Source organism: Amycolatopsis pigmentata (assembly GCF_042684065.1).
In the GTDB taxonomy this organism is placed as follows: domain Bacteria; phylum Actinomycetota; class Actinomycetes; order Mycobacteriales; family Pseudonocardiaceae; genus Amycolatopsis_E; species Amycolatopsis_E pigmentata.
On the sequence record NZ_JBHUKR010000005.1, the window covers coordinates 30,807 to 52,122 of the forward strand.

At 68.0% G+C, this 21,316-nt stretch carries 20 protein-coding genes; 12 read left to right on the top strand and 8 right to left on the bottom strand.

The genetic code is table 11. The features are described from left to right. Positions 1–132 precede the first annotated feature (132 nt). Genes ACFSXZ_RS07900 through ACFSXZ_RS07915 form a run of 4 tightly spaced genes read right to left on the bottom strand, consistent with a single transcriptional unit; the run spans position 133 to position 3,950 of the window. The gene (locus ACFSXZ_RS07900; RefSeq protein ID WP_378262875.1) at positions 133–582 is read right to left on the bottom strand and encodes a RidA family protein; all 450 of its coding nucleotides are present in this window, start codon (positions 580–582) and stop codon (positions 133–135) included. Positions 583–601: 19 nt separating this feature from the next. Then, positions 602–1,909 carry an FAD-dependent oxidoreductase gene (locus ACFSXZ_RS07905; protein ID WP_378262877.1) on the bottom strand — a complete coding sequence of 436 codons (1,308 nt, stop codon included), beginning with the start codon at positions 1,907–1,909 and terminating at the stop codon, positions 602–604. Continuing rightward, complete coding sequence (gene kynU / locus ACFSXZ_RS07910; RefSeq protein ID WP_378262879.1) at positions 1,906–3,129, bottom strand: kynureninase; 1,224 nt, start codon at positions 3,127–3,129, stop codon at positions 1,906–1,908. The genes ACFSXZ_RS07905 and kynU overlap by 4 nt, the downstream gene beginning before the upstream one ends. After that, a complete protein-coding gene (locus ACFSXZ_RS07915) occupies positions 3,129–3,950 on the bottom strand; it encodes a tryptophan 2,3-dioxygenase (protein ID WP_378262881.1) in 822 nt (273 codons plus the stop codon). The genes kynU and ACFSXZ_RS07915 overlap by 1 nt, the downstream gene beginning before the upstream one ends. 139 nt (positions 3,951–4,089) lie before the next feature. Here ACFSXZ_RS07915 and ACFSXZ_RS07920 point away from each other — a divergent pair, with 139 nt between their 5' ends. After that, positions 4,090–4,527 (top strand): Lrp/AsnC family transcriptional regulator, encoded by a 438-nt coding sequence (locus ACFSXZ_RS07920; protein WP_378262882.1) that lies wholly within the window; start codon positions 4,090–4,092, stop codon positions 4,525–4,527. A gap of 21 nt (positions 4,528–4,548) precedes the next feature. Here ACFSXZ_RS07920 and ACFSXZ_RS07925 read toward each other — a convergent pair whose 3' ends face one another. Continuing rightward, positions 4,549–5,826, bottom strand: coding sequence for a hydroxyacid-oxoacid transhydrogenase (locus ACFSXZ_RS07925; RefSeq protein ID WP_378262884.1), 1,278 nt, complete (start codon positions 5,824–5,826; stop codon positions 4,549–4,551). A gap of 83 nt (positions 5,827–5,909) precedes the next feature. On the opposite strand from ACFSXZ_RS07925, the gene ACFSXZ_RS07930 reads away from it, so the two are divergent. Further along, positions 5,910–6,539, top strand: coding sequence for a class I SAM-dependent methyltransferase (locus ACFSXZ_RS07930; RefSeq protein WP_378262886.1), 630 nt, complete (start codon positions 5,910–5,912; stop codon positions 6,537–6,539). An 18-nt stretch (positions 6,540–6,557) separates the two neighbouring features. Here ACFSXZ_RS07930 and ACFSXZ_RS07935 read toward each other — a convergent pair whose 3' ends face one another. The 3 genes from ACFSXZ_RS07935 to ACFSXZ_RS07945 are packed head-to-tail and all read right to left on the bottom strand — an operon-like array spanning position 6,558 to position 10,831. Continuing rightward, the gene (locus ACFSXZ_RS07935) at positions 6,558–9,371 is read right to left on the bottom strand and encodes a transcriptional regulator (protein ID WP_378262888.1); all 2,814 of its coding nucleotides are present in this window, start codon (positions 9,369–9,371) and stop codon (positions 6,558–6,560) included. A 35-nt stretch (positions 9,372–9,406) separates the two neighbouring features. Beyond that, positions 9,407–9,949 carry a cupin domain-containing protein gene (locus ACFSXZ_RS07940; RefSeq protein ID WP_378262890.1) on the bottom strand — a complete coding sequence of 181 codons (543 nt, stop codon included), beginning with the start codon at positions 9,947–9,949 and terminating at the stop codon, positions 9,407–9,409. Further along, positions 9,950–10,831: a LysR family transcriptional regulator gene (locus tag ACFSXZ_RS07945; RefSeq protein WP_378262892.1), complete on the bottom strand. Its 882-nt coding sequence runs from the start codon at positions 10,829–10,831 to the stop codon at positions 9,950–9,952. It abuts the gene before it with no gap. Positions 10,832–11,010: 179 nt separating this feature from the next. Between ACFSXZ_RS07945 and ACFSXZ_RS07950 the strand changes: the two genes are divergently transcribed. From ACFSXZ_RS07950 to ACFSXZ_RS07995, 10 genes are all read left to right on the top strand, one after another. Beyond that, positions 11,011–12,480, top strand: coding sequence for an NtaA/DmoA family FMN-dependent monooxygenase (locus tag ACFSXZ_RS07950; protein WP_378262894.1), 1,470 nt, complete (start codon positions 11,011–11,013; stop codon positions 12,478–12,480). A gap of 32 nt (positions 12,481–12,512) precedes the next feature. Next, entirely contained in the window at positions 12,513–14,045 is a 1,533-nt protein-coding gene (locus ACFSXZ_RS07955; RefSeq protein ID WP_378262896.1) for an ABC transporter substrate-binding protein, read from the top strand. Between the two features lie 94 nt (positions 14,046–14,139). Further along, the gene (locus ACFSXZ_RS07960) at positions 14,140–15,108 is read left to right on the top strand and encodes an ABC transporter permease (protein ID WP_378262898.1); all 969 of its coding nucleotides are present in this window, start codon (positions 14,140–14,142) and stop codon (positions 15,106–15,108) included. A 3-nt stretch (positions 15,109–15,111) separates the two neighbouring features. Continuing rightward, positions 15,112–15,993: an ABC transporter permease gene (locus ACFSXZ_RS07965; protein ID WP_378262900.1), complete on the top strand. Its 882-nt coding sequence runs from the start codon at positions 15,112–15,114 to the stop codon at positions 15,991–15,993. Beyond that, on the top strand, positions 15,993–16,853 hold the full coding sequence (locus tag ACFSXZ_RS07970; RefSeq protein WP_378262902.1) for an ABC transporter ATP-binding protein: 861 nt from the start codon (positions 15,993–15,995) through the stop codon (positions 16,851–16,853). Before ACFSXZ_RS07965 ends, ACFSXZ_RS07970 begins: the two co-directional genes overlap by 1 nt. Next, positions 16,850–17,677, top strand: coding sequence for an ABC transporter ATP-binding protein (locus ACFSXZ_RS07975; protein ID WP_378262904.1), 828 nt, complete (start codon positions 16,850–16,852; stop codon positions 17,675–17,677). Before ACFSXZ_RS07970 ends, ACFSXZ_RS07975 begins: the two co-directional genes overlap by 4 nt. Positions 17,678–17,698: 21 nt before the next feature. Continuing rightward, positions 17,699–19,039: an NtaA/DmoA family FMN-dependent monooxygenase gene (locus tag ACFSXZ_RS07980; protein ID WP_378262906.1), complete on the top strand. Its 1,341-nt coding sequence runs from the start codon at positions 17,699–17,701 to the stop codon at positions 19,037–19,039. A gap of 9 nt (positions 19,040–19,048) precedes the next feature. Continuing rightward, positions 19,049–19,642 carry an LLM class flavin-dependent oxidoreductase gene (locus ACFSXZ_RS07985; RefSeq protein WP_378262908.1) on the top strand — a complete coding sequence of 198 codons (594 nt, stop codon included), beginning with the start codon at positions 19,049–19,051 and terminating at the stop codon, positions 19,640–19,642. A gap of 2 nt (positions 19,643–19,644) precedes the next feature. After that, positions 19,645–20,403, top strand: coding sequence for an alpha/beta hydrolase (locus ACFSXZ_RS07990; protein ID WP_378262910.1), 759 nt, complete (start codon positions 19,645–19,647; stop codon positions 20,401–20,403). Between the two features lie 226 nt (positions 20,404–20,629). Continuing rightward, positions 20,630–21,316 (top strand): DUF222 domain-containing protein (locus ACFSXZ_RS07995; RefSeq protein WP_378262912.1); only part of this gene is annotated, 687 nt, incomplete at its 3' end.

Genomic DNA, 21,316 nt, shown 5'->3' on the forward strand with positions numbered 1-21,316 from the left:
TTGCGGACGCACGTAACTCGGGACCGATGGGCGCCCTGCCGCCCCGATGAGGGGGTCTGGGGGCTTGCCCCCAGCGGGGGTGTGGGGGCTGTGCCCCCACAGAGCAGCGGATCAAGACGGCGCGCTCTGTGGTTACCTTGACGGCCGCGACTGGACCAGATCATCGTCCTCCTCGGGTATGCGGGCGATCGCGGAGATTTCGATCAGCAGATGGGGATGGGGGAGCTGGTGCACGGCCACGGTGGTCCGCGCCGGGCCGTCCTCGTCGAAGAACTGCCCGTACACCTCGTTGTAGCCACCGAAATCGTTCATGGACACCAGATACGCGGTCACCGACAGCACGTCACCGAGCCCCGCGCCCACCTCGGCGAGGATGTCGCGGATGTTTTCCAGCACGGCCCGGGTCTGCGCGCGGATGTCGAGCGTCGTGGTGCCCATCTCGTCGACGCTCGCGCCGCCGATCGTGTTGTCGGGCAGGCGGCTGCTGGTTCCGGACACGAACGCGAGCCCGCCGGAGACCTTCACATGAGGGAAGCGGCCCCGCGGTTTCGCCTTGCCCGCCACCGTTTTCGCCTGATTCATCACCGGCCTCCTCGAGAGCTCACGACCGCCTCCATGCCTTCGCCGTGCCACCCGCGATCGCCGCCGAAAGGCCGATTCCGGCGGCCACCAGCGCGCCGTGCTGCGTGCGGACCCGGCGGCGCACCTGCGCGTAGGGCACGTTCGAGAACGAGACCAATTCGTAGCGCGAAACGTACCGGCCTGGAAAGAACCGTTCGAGGGTGTGTTCGATCCGCTTGCCCAGCCGGTACACCGGCGAGGAGACCTTGTCCCGCATCTCGGTGAAGTTGGCGAGCGCCATCTGCGCGATGGCCTCGGTGTCCTCGCGGCGGGAGGCCTCGAACAGCGCCGGCGTCTCGGCCCAGTTCCCGTCCGTGCGCTCGAAACAGTCGTCGAGCACCACGACGTCCTCGAACGCGCAGTTCGCACCCTGGCCGTAGAACGGGACGATCGCGTGCGCCGCGTCGCCGATCAGGCATACCCGCCCGGCCCGCCACGGCGCGCATCGCACGGTGCCGAGCAACCCCACCGGGTTCTGCTGGTAGTCGGCGACCAGGCCGGGTACGAGTGGCGGCACATCGGGGTAGCGCGCGGCGAAGAACCTCTCGATGGCGGACGGGCTGCTCAGGGACGCGAACGCGCCGGTGCCGCTGTTCGGCCAGAACAGGGTGCAGGTGAACGACCTGTCGGGGTTGGGAAGCGCGATCATCATCGAGGCGCCGCGCGGCCAGATGTGCAGCGCACCCGGGTCGAGCGCGAACTCGCCGTCCCGTGGCGGGATCGTCAGCTCCTTGTAGCCGTAGTCGAGGAAATCCAGTGTCTCCTCCGTGACCCCGTGGCGCACCAGTTGACCGCGCACCGCGGACCCGGCTCCGTCCGCCCCGAAGATCACCGCGGCCCCGGTGCGCACCTCACCGTCCGGGGTCTGGAACACCATCGTGCCCGTCTCCGGGTCCAGCTCCGACAGGCGGTGCGCGAACCTGATGTCCACAACGGACTCCGCGGCGTCGAGCAGGACGTTGTTCAGCGCACCACGGCTGATGGAGTTGATCGCCCGTTCGCCGTCCGCGCTGTAGGGCTGGAAGTCCAGCTCACCGGCCACCGGATGGATCATCCGGCCGCGCATGGGCAGCGCGTCGGCGAGCACCTCCTTGTCCAGTTGGACCCGGCGCAGGGCGTTGAGCCCGCGCTCGGACAGCGCGAGGTTGATCGAACGGCCGCGTTCCGGCGTTCCCGCCCGCGGATCGGACCGCCGTTCGTAGAGCACGACCTTTTCGCCCCGCTGGGCGAGAAAACACGCGAGCAGGCTTCCCGCGAGCCCGCCTCCGACCACGGCGATCTCGTTCACAGGACCTCCTTCAGCGCGGTCGCGGCCCGCCAGCAGTCGTGGTAGCTCGAATACAGCGGCACCGGCGCCAGACGCACCACGTCGGGCCTGCGGGCATCGGCGCACACCCCGTGCTCCGCACGCAACCGCTTCGTCACCTCGTCGGCGTCCGCCACCTGGAGGGAGAGCTGGCAGCCACGCCTGGCGGGGTCACGTGGGGTGAGCACACCGGCCGGGACGAACTCGTCGAGCAGGCTTTCCAGGTAACCGGTGAGGCGGATGCTGCGCGCCCGCAGCGTTTCCATGCCGACCTCGTCGAAGATCGCGAGCGACGTGCGCACCGGGCTCATCGCGAGGATCGGCGGGTTCGACACCTGCCAAGCGTCTACTGTGGATGGTGGACGGGAGACAGGGGACATCTCGAACCGGGTCGCCTCCTCCGTGCTCCACCAGCCCTCGAACCGGGGAAGCCCGGCGTCGCCGAGATGGCGCTCATGCACGAACGCGCCCGCGACCGCGCCCGGACCGGCGTTGAGGTACTTGTACGAGCACCAGGCGGCGAAGTCCGGTGCCCACTCGTGGAGGCGCAGCGGCACGTTCCCCGCCGCGTGTGCGAGATCCCAGCCCACCATCGCGCCGGCCGCGTGGGCGGCAGTCGTGATCGCCGGGATGTCCAGCAACTCCCCGGTGAGGTAGTTGACCCCGCCCAGCAGGAGCAGCGCGACGGTGTTCCCTTCGCGCGCAAGGAAGTCGGGTATTTCCCCGCTGTCCAGGCGGACGACGGTGGCGTCCGGGTCGAGCCCGTGGAAACGGGCCTGGCTGCGCACCGCGTAGCTGTCCGACGGGAACGCGGAGGCCTCGATGACGATCCGGGTCCGGTCCCCGGCCGGCCGGTAGAACGACACCATCAGCAGGTGCAGGTTGACCGTCAGCGAGTTCATCATGACGGTCTCGCGGGGGAGCGCCCCGACCAGACGTGCGGCTGTCTCCGTCAGCAGTGAGTGATACGGCAACCACGGCCGCCGGGCGTCGAGGTGGCCTTCGACGCCGAACCTGGCCCAGTCATCGAGTTCTTCGAGCAGTTCCTCGCGGACCGTCAGCGGTTGCAGGCCCAGCGAATTGCCGGCGAGATAGGCGGTCTCGGCATACCGGCCACCGTCGGCGGGCGGGATGGCGAACCGCTCGCGGTGGCCCGGGTCGGCCCGGTCCATCCCGAGGGCACCGCCCTCGGTCGTGTCCATCACTCCATCACCGTCCTGGCGGTGAACAGCTCGGGAAACACCAAGCGCGTCATGCTGCGGCGCAGCCAGGTCATCCCGCTCGAACCGCCCGTGCCGGTGCGATTCCCCATGGACCGCCGCACGGCCTTGAGGTGCAGGTAGCGCCAGTCGTCGAACCGCTCCGCCACCTCGGTCAGCGCCTCCCCGAGCAACCTCAGGCGGTTTTCCGGTCCGTCGTCGGCATAGATGCGCACCCAGGCCGCCTCGACCGCCCGATGAGCCCGGTGCTCGACGGAAAAGTCCCGCACCAGCAAGGAATCCGGGACAGCGTGGCCGTGGCGCGCCAGGAGCGCGATCACGTCGTCCCAGACACTGGGCTCCCGCAGGCTCTCCTCCAGTTCGGCGTACACCTCGGGCTGGTGGTGGAACGGCCGGATCAGGGAGGCCGTCTTGAGGCCCAGCCGGAACTCCAGCCGCCGGTACATGGCGGACTGGAACCCGGATCCCTCACCGAGCAGGTTGCGGAACCGGTGGAAGTCGCCGGGGGTCATCCAGCGCAGGGTCTGCCAGCCCGCGTTGAGCCCCTCCAGGTGCAACGCGGCGCGGCGCAGCGGCAGCAACGAGCCCCAGACGTCGTCGTCCCGGAGCTTCTTCTGCACACCGACGAGTTCGAAATGGATCAGTCCGAAGTAGAGCTCCATCACCTGGCTGATCATCAGGAACGACATCTCGCCCGGATCGTCGCTCAGCGTCCGCTGCAACCGGTGGAGCGTCGTCGCGTGCACGTAGTCGTCATAGGGCACGCGGTCGAAGTCGAGCTTCGGATCGATGCTGGACCGCACGATCGCCTCCTCACCTTGCCGGCTCCCATGGTCCCAAGGTGGCAGGGCTGGGTTGAAGACCGATTCGAAGGACTATCTTGTCTCCGGTTTCGGATTTGAAGACAATCAGAGGTCCTGACCTTCAGATCGGATACCCGCGATGGATGAGATGGACTGGGCCTTGCTGGCGGAGCTGCAGGCCAACTCCCGGCTGTCGTTCAGCGAGCTGTCGAGGCGGGTGCACCTTTCGCCGCCCGCGGTCGCCGAACGGGTCCGGCGGATGGAGGAGACGGGCGTGATCGTGGGGTACCACGCCGAGGTCGAACTGGCGCGGGCCGGACGCCCGGTGATCGCCTTCATCCGGATGTCGTGCTACGGCCTCGCCTGCGTGCTGCGTGACCCGGCGGTGGCGCAATGGCCGGAGGTACGGGAGATCCACCGCATCACGGGGGACGCCTGCGCGCTGATCAAGATCGCGGTCGAGTCCATGATCGCGTTCGAGGATCTCATCGACCGTCTCGCCCCGTACGGTCCTCCGTCGAGCACCATGGTGCTCTCGACCCCGCTGGCCCACCGCCCGGTGCCTCCACCGGCGTGACCGCTCCGTGTCGCCTTCCCGTCACCAGTTCTCGATCGATTCGGCGAAGATCGCGGACAGGTCGTCCGCCCGGACGGGCCGCGGCGCGACCGCGAGCAGCCGTTCTTGTTTGAGCGTGCCTTCCACGAGCTCCGGGATGTCGTTCTCGTCGTAGCCGACACCACCGATTCCGTTGGGCGTGCCGATGTCACGCATCAGTGACGACAACACGGACGGGAGCTGGTCGACCGGGTGGCGCTGTTCCGGTGCGAGCGGGTCGAGCATCCGCGCGGCCCGCAGATGTTTCTCCGGATTCGTCGGGAAGGTGAACCGGAACGCGGCGGGCGCGGTCAGCGACACCGACTCGCCGTGGGGGACGAGCGGTTCGTCCTGCGGATAGTTGGCCGGCCGGTAGTCCTTGACCCGTCCGGCGATCGGGTAGGCGCAGGCGTGCGGAATGTGCACACCGGCGTTGCCGAACCCCATGCCGGCGAAGGTCGCGGCCATCATCATGTCGGTTCGCGCGGCCAGGTCGCCGCCGTTGAGCACGGCCTTGCGGAAGGAACGGGCCAGCAGCGTGAGTGCCTGCTCGGTCCAGGCATCGGAGACCGGGTTCGACCCGCAGTAGGCGACCCGGGTTTCGGCGCGGTGTCGCGGAAAGGAGTCGAACGGCTTCGCCGTGTAGGACTCCAGCGCATGACACAGCACGTCCATGCCGCCGGCGGCGGTGACCTCCGGCGGCATGGACAGCGTCAGCAGGGGATCGACGACCGCCATCGAGGGCCGTAGCCGCGGATGGCTGATGCCGGACTTCACCTTGAGCTCCCGGAAGTCCATGACGCACACCGGTGTCGTCTCGGCCCCGGTGCCCGCTGTCGTCGGCACCGCGATCAGCGGCTTGAGCGGCCCGTCCGGCGCCTTGCCCTGGCCGATCGGCTTGTTGACGTAGTCGAAGAGATCCGCCGGGTAGGTGGTCATCAGGTTGACGGCCTTGGCCGTGTCGATCGACGACCCGCCACCGACCGCCACGAAACCGTCCCACTCCGACTGCCGGGCGAACTCCACCGCGGCCTGGATACTGACGTCGGTCGGCTCGACGTGCACCTGATCGTAGATCTCGACGGTCAGCCCGCCCGCCTTCGCGGCCTCGGCGACACGCTCCGGCGCGCCGGTCGCGGCGATGCCGGGATCGGTGACGATGAGGACCCGTTCCGCGCCCATCTGCGCCAGATCCCAGCCGATCTCGTCGACCGCGCCCGCGCCGAACTTCAGCGGAGTGGCACCCCAGGTGAAGATGGTTTCGTTCGGATACTCGGTCACGTCCGCCTCCTCGATGGTGCTCGTCTCCAGGTTTACCCGAGATCGGTTGACCTCAACCATGGTGGAGGTTTCAGACTGGCGTCATGGAGACATCCTTCTTACGCGACAGTTTCGAGTCCGCCTATGAGTCCGGCACGGCGCCCTGGATCATCGACGAGCCGCAGCCGGCCGTCGTCGAGTTGGAGCGCGCCGGCTGGATCCGGGGTGAGGTCCTCGACCCGGGTTGTGGGACCGGTGAAAACACGATCCACCTCGCTCGGCTCGGCTACGACGTGCTGGGGGTGGACTTCTCACCGAGTGCGGTGCGGCACGCCCGCGCGAACGCGGCGGCACGACAGGTGACCGCGCGCTTCGAGGTCGCGAACGCCTTCGAACTCGGTACCGAGCCACGGTTCGACACCATTGTGGACAGTGCGCTGTTCCACATCTTCCAGGCCGGCCACCGCGCAGCCTATGTGCGCGGCCTGCACACCGTCACCCGGCCCGGCGGCCGGGTGCACGTCCTGGCGCTCGCGGACACCGGACCGCGGGTCGGGCCGCAGATCAGCGAATCCGTGCTGCGGGCAGCGTTCGGCGAGGGCTGGGTACTGGAAGACCTGACGCCGAGCCGCTACCGGATCGTCACCGACGCGCCGAAGGCCGCGCTGCTGGGCGTCTCGGAGGGTGACCACGTTGACGCCGCCGCCTGGCTGGCGCGTGCCGTCCGCACCTGACCGACCGGATCACGGACCTCATTCGGCGGCGGCGGGCACGACATCGCGCTCGCCGTTACCTCCGGACAACGGGCGTGTTCCCGCCGGTGCGGGCACGGTCGGCAGGTTCCAGGACTCCCGGAACGCGCTGATCGTGAGCCAGGCGAGCCTCGCGTTCACCGAGAACAGCTGACGTACTGAGGCCAGCGTGTCGAACGAGGCGTCACCCTCGCTGTCGCGGCCTCGGGCGAGGTCCTCCTTGCTGAAGCCGGTGCCGAAAACTTCCCTGACCGTGCCGAGGTAGTACAGGTAAGCGAGCGTCTCCATCTGGATCCGCAACAATGCGGTGGAATCCGCCTCCAGGGGGATCGGTGGTTTCGCGGCGGCTCCGAGGAGCACGGCCGGTTCGGTGACCAAGTGCGCGTCGACGTGCCTGACGAACTCGCCGGCGAGCACGTCGTCGTATGCCTCCCGCGCCACGATCGTCCGAAGCCCGGCCGCCTTTCCGGCCAGATCATCGGCGACGAGTTGGCGTGACACTTCCTCGAGCGTGCCATCCTGGGCGGTGACCTGGCGAGCGACACGGAGGAGTTCGCGCGGGAGCCCGCCCGACATGCAGTGGCACAGGCACATGAACGGCTCCGGTAACCCGAGAACGCGGCTGCTCAACACCGAGCGCGCGTCGTCGAGAGTCAGATACTCGAGCCGGAAGATCGCGTCGAAGGCGCTGTCGAAGGCGTCCCGGACCGGCAGCCCTCGCCGTTCGAACGAGGCCAGGGCGTCCTCCGACACCGAGACGAGGAACAGGAACCCGGGGACGTCGAGGTTGAACAGGGCCTTGACCTCGTTGACGAAGTCCTGCGCTTCGGCGGGGGAGAGAATCTTGTCCAGCTCGTCGAGGATGATCACCACAGACGGCGTCGCGATACTCGGCACCGCGGAAAGACACGTGATGGTGGTGCGAAGGAACTCGCTGAAATCGTGCACGATCCGGGGGTAGCTGCGGGGCTGGCGGGTCAGTTCGCGGGAGTCGGTGAGGCCGGTCTCGGCGCCGAAGAGCAGACCGACCTTGCCCGACCAACCCGAGGTGTGTTTCTGCTGGAACTCGATCCCGTTGAGCGTCTCGGCGGCGAGGTCACCCAGCGCACGCAGATCACCGGGCCTGGCCCTGGTGGATGGCGGTGGTGGGGCGGCAGGCGGCTTCCGTCGCAGGAAGAGATACACCAGGCTGGCCGAGCCGAGCACGAACACGATCGGCCACCACATCGTGACCAGCCAGGCGCGGAAGTCCGGACGTGGGTTCGTGATCGTCGCCGAGCCCGCGAATCCGACGACGACCCAGAGCGCCGCCGCGACCAGGAACGGCCCTGCCTTGCGCCCGTGGGCGAGCCAGGCCGGCCAGCGGCTCGGCTGGTCGTCGACGCGCTCGCCGCAGAACCGGATCACTTCCGTGCAGGTCCGGGCGAAGAGGTGGAGGACGAACTCCCGCGCGTCGTACCGCACTGGCACGCTTTCCAGGAGCGCGATGTGCTGCTTGCCAGGGCCGAGGAACTTACCCGCCTGGTACGCGTCGAGCATGGTGGATTTGCCGGCCCCGCGCGGTCCGGCCACGCCGACGGCTCCGCCGGTGATCCCGTCCGTCAGCGACCGGAGCCGGGCGAACGCGGCCGTGGTGACGACGCGATCACCCGCCCGCATCAGCCCGAGGCCGCTGCGGTCCAGTCCGGTCAGGACTGTGCTGAACGCCGGGTTGACGGTTTCGTGGAGATGGCGCGAAACGGTGGCCCGCACGGTTGTCCTGGCCGCCGTGTGCCAATCTTCCTCAGCGGCAAGGACGTTCCTGTGCAACTCGGTCAGGCGCTGGTTCCACACCGCACTCCCACGACGGTTCGGATCCTGGGAGAGCGATGCCGGAACCACCTGGGCCCTCAGCGTGATCGGGCCGATCACCACCAGAATCAGGAACGACATGGCATCCCCGGACACCCACCCCGCCCATTGCGGCCAAGACGTCGTCGCGGACAACAGAAGGTAGGTCATCGTTACGGCCGCGAAACCGAAGAGGAAGCCTCGGGCATAGACCTGCCGCGGCACGCGCCTGCCTTCTTCCTCGTTGGCCGTCGGCACGTTGGTCACCGCGACCAGCAAGAACAGCAGGACCAGCGTCACCAGACCGCAGGCGATCCAGACCACGGACGCCCAGAATGATCCCATGGCCGTCACGGAAGACGGCCCTACCCGCCACAGGAGCAGCAGGTAGGTCGTTGCCAAGGCGGTCATGAGCGGCCAGCCCGCGCCACCGAAGGCCCGCTTGCCGCTGAACCGGTTTCCCGCCCACGCCACCGCTACGTACGCCCATCTGAGCGAGAAGCCCGCAGCGACGACCAGACCGGCGAACACGCCGAACCTGACGATGCCCGTCGGCGTCGTCTGCCCGATCTGCCAGAACAGCAGCGGGTAGATCATTCCCAGCCAGAGCGCGAAGCCGAACGCGGCGTGTCCGGCGTTGTCGCGCGGGTTCGGGTTCCGGCCGGTCACTTCGGGTTCGGGCCGCAAGTGGGCGGCGAGCAACCTGTTGGCGAGTCGCAGCGCGGAGATCTCGGGGTTGGTGATCCGGAGGATGTCGTCCGCGTCGGCGAGTGCGCGTTTCCGGACTTCGTCGTTCACCCTCGCCCGGTCTGCGGCTTGCACGTCCCGATCGAGTTCGCCCACGACGTCCGCGCTCGCCAGCACCTCGTCGACAAGCCCGGGAAGACGCCCGCGTAGTTCGTCGACGAGGGCGTCCGCAGCCGGCTCGCTCCCAGCGGGAGGCTCCTGGCCAGGCGAATCTGATGGTGTGGGCGGCTGGGTCACGATGGTAGAGGTTATCGGGACTGAGCCGCGGGCGGTCAGGAATCGGACTGGTTCTCCCGTGTGCCCACCTGGACTTCGGACCAGTCCAGCTCGTCGAGGTTGATCACGATCGCCTCCTGTGTCGTGCGGGCGATGACCACGACGGCCTCGGTGTCGGGGTCCGGGTTCTCTTCGCGGTGCGGGACGTAGGGCGGCACGAAGACGTAGTCGCCGGGACCGGTGTGGATGTGGGTCTCGGTCGGCTCGTCTCCGTCGACGTCGAGGAACACGAAGGTCGGGTTGCCCGAGACGATGTAGATCGCGGTCTCGGAGTCACCGTGATGGTGGTTCGCCGAGGCGGTCGAGGCCGGCACGTGGGTCTGGCCCATCCACAGGCCGGTCGCGCCGACGGTCTTGCCACTGATCGCCTCGAGCCGCTTCATGCCCGGAGTCTGGGTGGTGTGGCCGATGAGACCGCTGGGGGCGACCCGCCGCAGCGCCCGGTGGAAGGGGTCGATCTCGGCGGGCACGAGCGCGCCGCTGGGGGTGCGGACGTACTCGCCGTCGTGGTCACCGGCGGGGATGTGGAGAGCGGACATTCAGGCTCCTTTGTATGTCTCAGACGCCGACGGGCTTGCGCCGGCGGAAAGCAGCCGGCGGAGTGATCTGATGGCGTGGCCGGACACCTGCGGGTCCAGGCCCTGACGACAGCAGGCGCTGAGGGGAAGCGGGTCGGGGACAGGAAGGTCGTCACGCGCCACCAGTCCCTCGGGAGTCTGGCCGAAGGTCGCCAGGAGCGCCACGCCCAGACCCGCCGCCGCGGCGGCGTGCACCCCGGCGAGCTGGTTGGCCTCCGCGCCGATCTCGGCCGGAATCCCGTGGCCGGCCAGTGTCTCCAGCGCGCTGGTGCGCAGCGCGCACGGGCTGTCGAAGGCGACCAGCGGCACCGGGCCGCTGGGCCGGCACCATCCCGGTGAGGAGTACCACGTCAGTTCCAGTTCGCCGACCACGGCGGCCCGTGGGTCGTCCGAGACACCGGGCAGGAGCACGAGATCCAGCCGCCCGGCGGCGAGTGCCGCCCGGAGCGCGGCTCCGCGGTCGAGACGGTACCGGACCCGGTGGTCGGGCAGGGATTTCGCGAGGGTGGCGGTCAGATAGGGGAGAAGCTGCGCCGCCGCGTGTTCGGTGGAGCCGATCACTATCGTTTCTTCGCTTTCGACACCGAAACTGCGCAGCGCCTCGTCGTGCAGCGCGAGAATCCGCCGCGCATAGCCGAGCAACTGCTCGCCGTCCGGCGTGAAACGCGACTTCCGGCCGTCACGTTCGACGAGTTGCCTGCCCGTGGCCGCTTCGAGCCTGCGCGCGTGCTGGCTCACCGCCGCCTGGCTCAGGTTCAGATACGTGGCGGCGCGCTGGAAGCCACCGCGGTCGGCCACCGCGACGAGACTCCGCAAGGGCACGATGTCCAGTATCTGGTCCATGTCCGGGAAAGCTACTGGAGCAATCATCACGAATCGTGATGCGTCCGCATCATGAAACATCGTTGGACATTCCGGGAACCGGCCCGGCATGCTCACAACCCTGACGCACGTTGAAGCGCGTCCGTTCCCCTTCATCACGGAAGTCTTCCCGACATTATTTTCACACGGAAAGGATCACCATGTCCCGTCGCACCCTCAAACTGGGTGCCGTCCTCCTCGGCGTGGGCGGGCCGGGCCAGCACGACACCTGGCTTCATCCGGAGATACCCGGCGACGCCAGTGTGGACATCGACTGGTACATCGCCCGGGCCCGGCAGGCGGAGGCCGCCAAGTTCGACCTGGTGTTCATTGTGGACAGTCAGTTCATCACGGAGAACTCGCCGAACCACTACCTCAGCCTCTTGTCTCATACGCCGACGGGCTTGAACCGCGCTCAGTGCCTCTGGCTGCCTGGGTCCCGGTGCCGGTCGCGCGATCGGCTGGAACCGTTGACCCTGCTTTCCGCGGTCGCGGTCCACACGACCACCATCGGACTCGTCGGCACGCTGACGACTTCCTACAACGAGCCCTTCAACGTCGCCCGCCGTCTTTACTCATTGGACCACATCAGTGCCGGCCGCGCCGGCTGGAACGTGGTGACCAGTGGCGACGCGGGGACGGCCGGCAACTACAGTCGAGACGAACACTACGACTACGCCACCCGGTACGGGCGCGCGCTGGAGCATGTCGGGGTCGTCCGGGGTCTCTGGGATTCCTACGAGGCCGACGCCTTCCCCCGGGACAAGGCGTCCGGTGTCTTTTTCGACGCGACCAAACAGCACCGGCTCGACCACAAGGGCGAGTACTTCTCGGTGGTGGGCCCGCTCAACCTCGAGCGTTCGCCACAAGGACAACCGGTCGTCTTCCAGGCCGGAGACTCCGAAGAAGGCCGTGACCTCGGAGCGGCCATCGCGGACGTGATCTTCACTCACGCCGCGAACCTGGAGCGGGCGCGAGCGTTCCGTTCGGAACTACGGGAACGAGCCGCCGCGAAGGGACGCGATCCGGAGAATCTGCTGATCCTGCCGGGTATCCGGCTCGTCATCGCCGACACTGACGACGAAGCGAGAGAGAAGGAAGAAGCCCAGCTCGGTGGCCGGAGCTTCGAGCGTGCGCTCGCCGAACTCGGCCGTCCCTTCGGCTGGCACGACTTCACCCAGTACGACCTGGACGCGCCGTTTCCGGACGTGGGCGACGCGGGGGAGCGCAGCTTCCGAACCCAGGCCGAAGCGATCAAGAAATTGGCGAAGGACAACGGCTTCACGCTTCGTCAGGTCGTCGAGCACCTGAGCGAGCAGGCGCGTTCGCCGTTCGTCGGGTCACCGGAGACCGTTGCCGCCACCATCGAGCACTGGTACGAGCAAGGCGCCTTCGACGGCATCAACGTCGTGGTCGACGCGCCGAGCGAGTTCGCGCTTTTCACCGACCGGGTCCTGCCGATTCTCCGGGCGCGTGGCGTGGCCAGGAGCGAGTACGAGTCGGGCACCCTTCGCGGGAACCTTGGCCTGCCGGTCCCCGGGAACCGTCACACCGCCGCCCGGAATCCGGTCCGGCAGTCCACGGACGAGACCACGGAAACCGCCGCCGGCACCCCCGCCCTCGCCCCGTGATCGCGGCGATTCCCACCCGAGAAAGACAGGAAATGTCCCTACCCAGAACGGCTCGCCGCTTCCGCGGCTCGGCCATCGGAACCCTCGTTGTCCTGCTTGCCGCCGTACTGAGCGCCTGCGGTAGTGGTGGAGCGTCCACTTCGGACGGTGCCGCGACGCTCAAGTGGGCCACCTCGGCCTTCCCCGCGCACTGGGACCCCGTGGTCTCGGGCAGCGGTGCCCAGTTCCGTGCACTCGCGCTCGCCTATGCCTCGCTCACCCGGACCGACGAGCAGGGTAAGGCGGTTCCCGACCTCGCGGAGAGCTGGAACTACAACGACGCCGGTGATGTGGTCACCTTCCACCTTCGTGCCGGCCTGAAGTTCTCCGACGGTCAACCGGTCGACGGCACCGCGGTGAAGGCCGCCGTCGAACGGGCCAAAACCCAGAAGAACTCCGCGCTCTTCGGCGACCTCACGTCCATCAAGTCGGTCACCGCGAGCGGTCCGGACGTCGTGGTCGTCCTGACCCAGCCCGACCATCAGATCCCACAGCTGCTCGGGGAGCGGGTACTGCAGATCGCCAGCCCGAAGGCCGCACAGGACCCGGGGAAACTGGATCAGAACCCGGTCGGCGCGGGACCGTTCATCGTCTCCCAACTCGTCCCGGGCACCAAAGCGGTGTTCAAGAAGAACCCGGATTACTGGGACGCCAAGAACATCCACATCGACAGCGTCGAGCTGACCTCCGCACCCGACGCCTCGACGGTCGTGTCCGGCCTGCGGACGGGCGTCTACAACTTCGCCGACATCAGGCCCAGCCAGGCCGACGAGGCCAAAAAGGCCGGTCTCGACGTCTTCGTCCAGCCCGGTTTCAACGCCTCCAACATCAGCATCAACGTCAACAAGCCGCCTTTCACCAACGACAAGGTCGTGGACGCGGTGCGTTACGCGGTCAACCGGCAGGAGTTCGTCGACAAGCTCACCTTCGGCTACGGGACCGGAACGGACCAGCCCTTCCCCGAGGGATACATCGCCTACGACCCCCAGTCCAAGAACCGCTATCCCTACGATCCGGCGAAGTCCCGGCAACTGCTCGCCGACGCCGGTTACCGGCCCGGGGATATCAAGCTCGATCTGGTGATCCCCGCCGCCCAGCCGGACGCCGAGATCGTCCAGTCCCAGCTCGCCGCGGTGGGCATCACGGTCGACATCAAGGTGAACAAGAACTGGGCGACCCCGTTCTTCGCCAAGGACCTGACCTTTTCCCTTTACGGCACCACCGGCCGTGATTCCGCGCTCCAGACCCTGACCGCCCACTTCGGACCGGACGGCCCGCTGAACCTCAGCACGCCGTACGAGCCGGCCGGTTTCGAGGACGCGGTGGCGAAGGTCCGCCGGACACCGCTCGACGCTCCCGACTACCAGCAGAACCTGCAGGCCGCCACCCGCGCCGGTCTCCAGAGCAAGGCTCTGGTGTTCACCTACTCCGCACCGAACCTGTTCGCCAAGAGCTCCTCGATCTCCGCGCTGGCGAAGAATCCCGCGCACCTCGACTGGACGGGCGTGACGATCAATGGCCACTGAGAGACCGACTGCGGATCGTAAGGTACCTGCGGAAGGTGATTGGCCGAACGCGCCTTCCGAAGGTACGGTGCGTTCACCAACAGGCACTGAGAGGATGCGACGGGCGAGTGGTCGCGTCCTGCTCACCCTGGCGCGGTCGGTCGCGATCTTCGTGCCCGTGTTCTTCGTCGCCACGTTCGTGACGTTCGCGCTCCGCTCCCTGAGCGGCCTTTCTCCGGCACGGATCCAACTCGGCGAGGACGCGACTCCCCAAGCGATCCACGCCATCGAAAGCCAATGGGGCCTGGACCGGCCTTTCCTGGTCCAGTACTGGACCTGGTTCACCGAAGTGCTCCACGGCAGGCTGGGGACGAGTTGGTCCAGTGGCGCCGACATCTCCACGCTGATCGGGCTCGGCCTCGGCGTCAGCCTTTCGGTGGCGACGCTGGCGCTCGTCCTCGGGGTGGTCCTGGGTTTCGTGCTCGGGACCGTGGCGGCCCTGCGCCGCACCACGTGGATCGACCGGGCGGTCACCGGCTTCGTCACGGTGGTCTCGGTGATGCCGCCGTTCGTGGTCGGGATCGTCCTCGTGGAGATCTTCGCGGTCGGGCTCGACTGGCTGCCGTCGGCGGGCTATGTGCCCGCGGCGGAAGGCATCGGCCCCTGGCTGGCCCACATCATCCTGCCCGCGCTCGCGCTGAGTTTCGACGTCGTGGCCGACGTGGCGCGGCAACTTCGCACCGGACTGGTCACCGCCTACCGGGAGAACTACGTGACCGGGGCGTTGGTGCGCGGGCTGAGCGCGCGCCGGATCTTCTTCCGGCACGTGCTGCGCAACGCCGTCGGACCGGCACTGGCCGTGCTGGGGGTGAAGTTCCCGGCGCTGGTCGGGGCTTCGGTCGTCACGGAATGGATCTTCGGTCTGCAGGGCTTCGGCCGGTTCGCGAACGACTCGGCGCAGGCCGGCGATGTTCCGGCGGTCCAAGGCGTGCTGGTCGTGTCGATCGCCTTGGTCGTGACCTTCAACCTCGTGGTCAACATCGTCTTGGGCCGTGTCGCGCCGGCCTCGCGAAGAGGGGTGTGAACCTTGGTACGCCGGATCTTCTCGCTCACTTCGGGACGCGCGGCCTGCGGAATCCTCGTGGTGATCGCGTTCCTCGCGATCTTCGGGCCGCTGCTCGCTCCCCACGATCCGCTCGCCACCAGTCACGACACCTTGGCGGCACCCTCCGGCGCGCATTGGCTCGGGACCGACTACCTCGGCCGTGACGTGTTCAGCCGGCTCTTGGACGGTTCCCGGATCAGCGTGGTGGGTTCACTGGAGGTCGCCTTGATGGCCCTGGTCGCCGGCGCCATTCCCGGAATCCTGTCGGTGTATCTGGGACGCGTGTTCGAATGGTTCACGCTCCGCCTCGCCGACACGCTCGTCGCACTGCCCTTCCTGCTCTTCGCGGTGGCGGTGACGGCGTTGCTGGGCAACGGGATCACGCAGGCGATGTTCGTGACGGGTGCGCTGGTCTCACCGCTGTTCTACCGGGTTTCCCGAGCGGCCACCTTGGCCGTCGCGCGTTCGCAGTACGTCGAGGCCGCCGTCATTTCCGGCGCCTCACTGGGATGGATCGTGCGGCGCCATGTCTGGGGCAAGGTGCTGCCACCGGTCGCGGTCACGCTCGCGCAGACCGTCGGCGTCGGTTTCATCATCGTGTCCAGCCTGACCTTTCTCGGCATCGGCGTGCAGCCGCCGGCACCGACCTGGGGCGGCCTGCTCGCCTCCGATCTGGGCTACCTCGGCTACCAGCCGTGGGCCCCGTTCGTCCCGGCGCTGCTGATCATGCTGACGGTGTGGGCGAGCAACCTCCTCGCCGACGCCATCCGCGACGTGTCGGGCGAAGCCGGCCGGGCTTTGCTCGACGACAGGAAAGCCCGGGGCAATCGTTCCGGCACCCTCGCTCCGAGTGGAGGCGCGTGATGACGACCCTCGCCGAGAACGCGGCATCCGCCGTGGTCACCACGGATCCGCTGCTCTCCGTGCGCGATGTGGTGATCCGGAGCCAGGCGGAGGACCGCGAGATCGTCCGGGGAGTGAGCTTCGAACTGACCCCCGGCAAAGTCGTCGGCATAGTCGGGGAGTCCGGCAGTGGGAAAACCCTGACCTGCCGGGCGATACTGGGCATCCTTCCGCCGCACTTCACGATCTCCGGGGGCAGTGTCCGCGTGGCGGGGCAGGACATCTCTGCCCTGACACCCGCGCGGTTGACCGCTCTGCGTGGCTCCACGATCAGCGCGGTGTTCCAGGATCCGGCGTCCTATTTGAACCCCTCGATGCCGGTCGGGCCGCAGATCGCGGAGGTCGTCCGGGTCAAGAAGGGCCTCAAACGCCGCGACGCCCGGCGCCGCGCGCTCGACCTGCTCACCGCGGTCCACCTGCGCGACCCGGATCTGGTCTACGGCCAGTACCCGTTCGAGCTTTCCGGGGGAATGCTCCAGCGGATCCTGATCGCGGCCGCGATCGCCGGTGAACCGCGGGTGCTCATCGCCGACGAGGCGACCACGGCGCTCGACGTTACCGTGCAGGCGGAGATCCTCGATCTGCTCGCGGACCTCCGTGAGAGGACCGGTCTCGCCCTGGTAGTCGTCTCACACGACCTGGCCGTCGTGGCCCAGTTGTGTGAGGAGGTACTCGTCATGCGGAATGGTGACGTCGTCGAGCAGGGCCCCACGGAACAGGTGCTCTACCGGCCGCGGCACCCCTACACCCGCCTGCTCATCGACGAACACGAACAGTACGGGCTGGACAGGTTCCTGGGCCGGGAAGAAGCGGCCTCATGAGTGCGCAACCGGTTCTGCGGGTCAGCGGCCTTGATGTCTATTATGGACCACGTCACCGGCGTCGCCATGCGCTGCGCGATGCGTCGCTGACGCTCGGGTCCGGTGAAGTCGTCGGCGTCATCGGGGAAACCGGCTCGGGCAAGTCGACTCTCGCCCGGGCCATCGTGGGACTCGTACGACCCACCGCGGGCCGGGTCGTCATAGACGGTGAGGACGTCACCGGCTACCGGAACCGGCAATGGCGTTCGCTACGCCGTCGCGGTGTGGTGCAGTACGTGTTCCAGGACCCGTTGCGCAGTCTGGATCCCGATCTGACCATCGAGGATTCGCTCGTCGAACCGTTGCTGGTCCAGGGAATCTTTCGTGCCGAAGCGGTGACCCGGGCCCGCGCTTACCTGTCCCGTGTGCGCCTGGACGAGGAGTTGCTGCGACGTTTGCCCGGCGAACTCTCCGGCGGGCAGCGACAGCGCGTCAGCCTCGCCCGGGCCCTCGTGGCCGAGCCGAAGCTGGTGATTCTCGACGAGCCGGTCAGCGCGCTGGACTCCGCCAACCGGGTCGGTGTTCTCGAAATCCTCAAGGAGCTTCGCGCCGGAGGCGTGTCGCTGATGTTCATCTCACACGATCTCGGTTCCGTGGCGGGACTCGCGGACCGCATCGCGGTGCTGTACCAGGGCGCACTCGTCGAGACCGGGCCCGCCGAAGAGGTCATCGCCCGGCCCGCGCACGCCTACACCCGCTTGCTCGTCAATTCGGCACCGACCCTGCGTTCGGCGTCGGCCGGCCGCGCGGAACGCGAAGCGCTGCGTGCGCTACTCGGCACCTGAACCATCACGAAGGGAACCATCATGACCCGCAAAATCCATCTCGCCCTGCACCCCTACGGCGTCGGCGGCCCCGGCCAGCACGGCCTGTGGAGGGACCCGAGCATCGCGAAGAACGCCAGCATCGACATCGGCTACTACATCCAGCAGGCGCAGGCGGCCGAGCACGCGTTGTTCGACGCTCTGTTCATTGTGGACAGTCAGTTCATCGATCCCACCTATCCGGCGCACTACCTCAACCGGCTCGAACCGCTGACCCTGTTGTCCGCGGTCGCCACCCACACCAAGCACATCGGACTGGTCGGCACGGCGAGTTCGACCTACAACTCACCGTTCAACCTGGCTCGCCGGTTCGGCTCGCTGGACCACATCAGTGGCGGACGGGCCGGATGGAACGTCGTCACGAGTTTCGACACCGGCACGAGCCGCAACTACGGCCTGGACGAACACCTCGACTACACGACGCGGTACGGGCGCGCCCTCGAAGCGGTTCGCGTGATCCAGGGTCTCTGGGACTCCTATGAGGACGACGCGTTCCCCGCCGATGTCGAGCGTGGCGTGTTCCTCGACCCGGAGAAGTTGCACGCGCTCAACCACGTCGGCGAGCACTTCCGGGTCGACGGCCCACTCAATCTCTCCCGCTCGCCCCAGGGGCAGCCGGTCATCTTCCAGGCCGGTGTCTCCGAAGAAGGGAGGAACTTCGCGGCCCAGGTGGCCGAGGGCATCTACGCCCCGGCGGGACCTCTGGATCAGGCACGCGCCTACTACGAAGACATCAAGCGGCGTACCGCGGCGGCGGGACGCGATCCCGAGCACATCAAGATCTTCATCCACGCCGGCCCGATCGTCAGGGCAACCGATGACGAGGCCCGGCGGCGCGCGCGGGAGATCTTCGAGGAGGACAACGACTTCGACCGCGACCTGGCGTTGCTCGGCCGCGCCTTCGGTGCTCACGACTTCAGCCAGTACGACCTCGACGCGCCCTTTCCTGACGTCGCTCACCTCGCGGAACGAGGCGGGCGCACGGCGGCGGCGAAGATCATCGAGCGGGCTCGCACGGAAGGACTCACGCTGCGCCAGGTGGTGGAGGCCTCGTTCGGGCAGAAGCAGTCACCGTTCGTCGGCGCGCCCGGCACGGTCGCCGACGCGATCGAGCACTGGTTCGCCGCCGGTACCTTCGATGGCCTCAACCTCGCGTTCCGCAACAACGAGGACCTGGAGCGGTTCGTCGACGGCGTGGTGCCCCTGTTGCAGAAGCGGGGCCTGTTCCGCACCGAGTACGAGTCCGGCACCTTGCGCGGCAACCTCGGCCTTCCCGTCCCCGTCAACCGCCACACCCGCGAGCGTTCGCTCGTGGACGCGTGAAGGAGCGTCATGACCCCTCCGGCTCGCCGTTTCCTGCCCTCGCCGTGGACGTTCCTGGCGCACGCCGCGGCTCGCACGAAGCGGATCAGGCTGGCCACGGCAATCACCTTCCTGCCCTTGGAGAACCCGGTGCGGCTTGCCGAAGATGTCTCGGTCGTCGACATTCTCAGCGGAGGGCGCGTCGAGATCGGAGTCGGCAGCGGCGGCAGTGAGGCCGAGTACGCGGCGTTCGGCCGTGACATCACCCGCAAACGGGAGCTGACCACCGAGGGCCTCCGGATACTGCGCAGCGCGCTGGCGCACATCGCCGGCGACGTGCACCGCGCGGCCCTTCGTTTCGGCGAGCGCGGCGCGTTCCCCGCGAACCTGGACATCGGCGAAGCACTGCGCCGGTTCCATGCCTTCTACGGACACCCGGACGAGATCGTGGCCGGACTGCGGCAGGAACGGGTGCTGCCCGTCGCGACCGACCTCATCACCCAGTTCGACCCCGCCGCCGCGGACTCCGACGCCGCGATCCGGGCACTCGAGCTCATCGCCACGGAGATCGCCCCGGCTCTGGGCCGGCGGCCCGTGCCACAGCCCGAACCGCAAGGAGTCTGAAGATGGGCCAGTACACCGATTTCCTGGGGCCTCAAGAGCTCCGCACGCGGGGCACGATCATCGTCGTCCCCGGCCGGGGCGAGACCCGCGAGACCTACACCCGGCTGGGAAAACGGCTGGCGGCCGACGCGTACCGTGTCCGGATCGTCGACGCGCCGCGAATCGACGAGGCCGATGTCAAGGGCTCCCTCGCGCGGCTCGCGGACGAACTGGCCATCGCGGCGGAGACCACGGAGGACGGCGAGCCCCGGCGCCCGGTGGTGCTGCTCGGCGCCGACTCCGGCGCCGCCACCGTGACCGCGCTGATCGAGGGCACGGTCGAGGGCGGATGGTCCGACGCCGTGGTCCTCGCCGGGCTTCCCGGACGCGCGGTCGGCGTGACGACGAGCTGGGACGAGGAACTCGACATCAGGACCTCCTGCGCCGTCCATCGCGGCGTGCTCAGTGGCGACGCGGCCGTGGAACGGGGCACCCTCGGCGTGCCCCTGCCCGATGACCTGCTGGACATCGCGTATGCGGGCACCTCGGAGATTCCCCAGCTCGTCCTGATCGGCGACGCGGATCCACTGGCCGACCGCGAGGCTCTCGCAAGGGCGGTCAAGACGTCGAAGGCGGCCCGGCTTTCGGTCGTGCGGGGCGCGCACCACGACGTCCTCAACGACCTGCAGCACCGCTCGGTCGCCGCCGAGATCGTCAGCTTCCTGGAAACACTCCGCAACGACCTGGTGCCGTTGATCTCGGTCGAGTCCAGCGCCTGGTGAAACCCGCCGGTACCGACACCTGACCGTGTGCCCGAAAAGGCTTGCTGTTGAGCATTTGACGCGATCGTCGGCGCGCTCCAGGCACCGCTTCGGCCGAAGGCGGATCGCTTGCCCCGTAAGGACTCGGCCCCGTGTCGGGGCGGTCACTACCGGCTGTTTTCACTCTTTCCGGTGGTCTCTTCTTTGCCTGGCTCTGCCGCGTTCAATTGTTCGATAAAATAGGGGTATGAGCGCCCCGACCGTCCCCATCCTGCCCGACTTCCCTGACCTGCCGGAGTTCCCCGGCATTCCGTCCAGCCGGCCGGGGATGCTGCGCCGGATGCGGCAGGTGCAGGCATGGGTGAACCGGTTGCAGGCCCACTATTTCGAGGCACTCGCCCATTTCACGCGTACTGCGGAGGAACCGGCGACGGTGCCGCACGAGGTGGCACTCGCGCTGGCCATCGGCAAACAGGCGGCGCACCACCAGGTGGAGTTGGCCCAGGCGCTGACCACGCGGCTGCCGCGCACCCTGGAGGCGATGCGGTGCGGCGAGATCGATGGGTACAAGGCGGCGAAAATCCACGAACCCACCGCGCTCCTCACTGATGAGGAAGCCCGCCAGGTCGACGCGGTGATGTCCACCCGCCTGGCGGGGAAGGACCCGGGCGGATTACGCCGGTCGACGAACCGGGCGGTCGCCCGCATCGACCCGGAGGGCTATGCCGGGCGTTGTCGTGCCCGCCGTGTGCGGCGGAAGGTGGAATTGATTCCCTTGGATGAGGGGATGGTCCAGCTCTCCGGTGATCTCCCGGTGGAGGTCGGTGTGGCTGCCTACCAGCGGATCGATCGGGAGGCGCGTCGGCGGAGGGTGCGGGACAAGACCCGGACGCTTGAGCAGCATCGGACGGACGTCTATGCGGAGTTGCTGCTC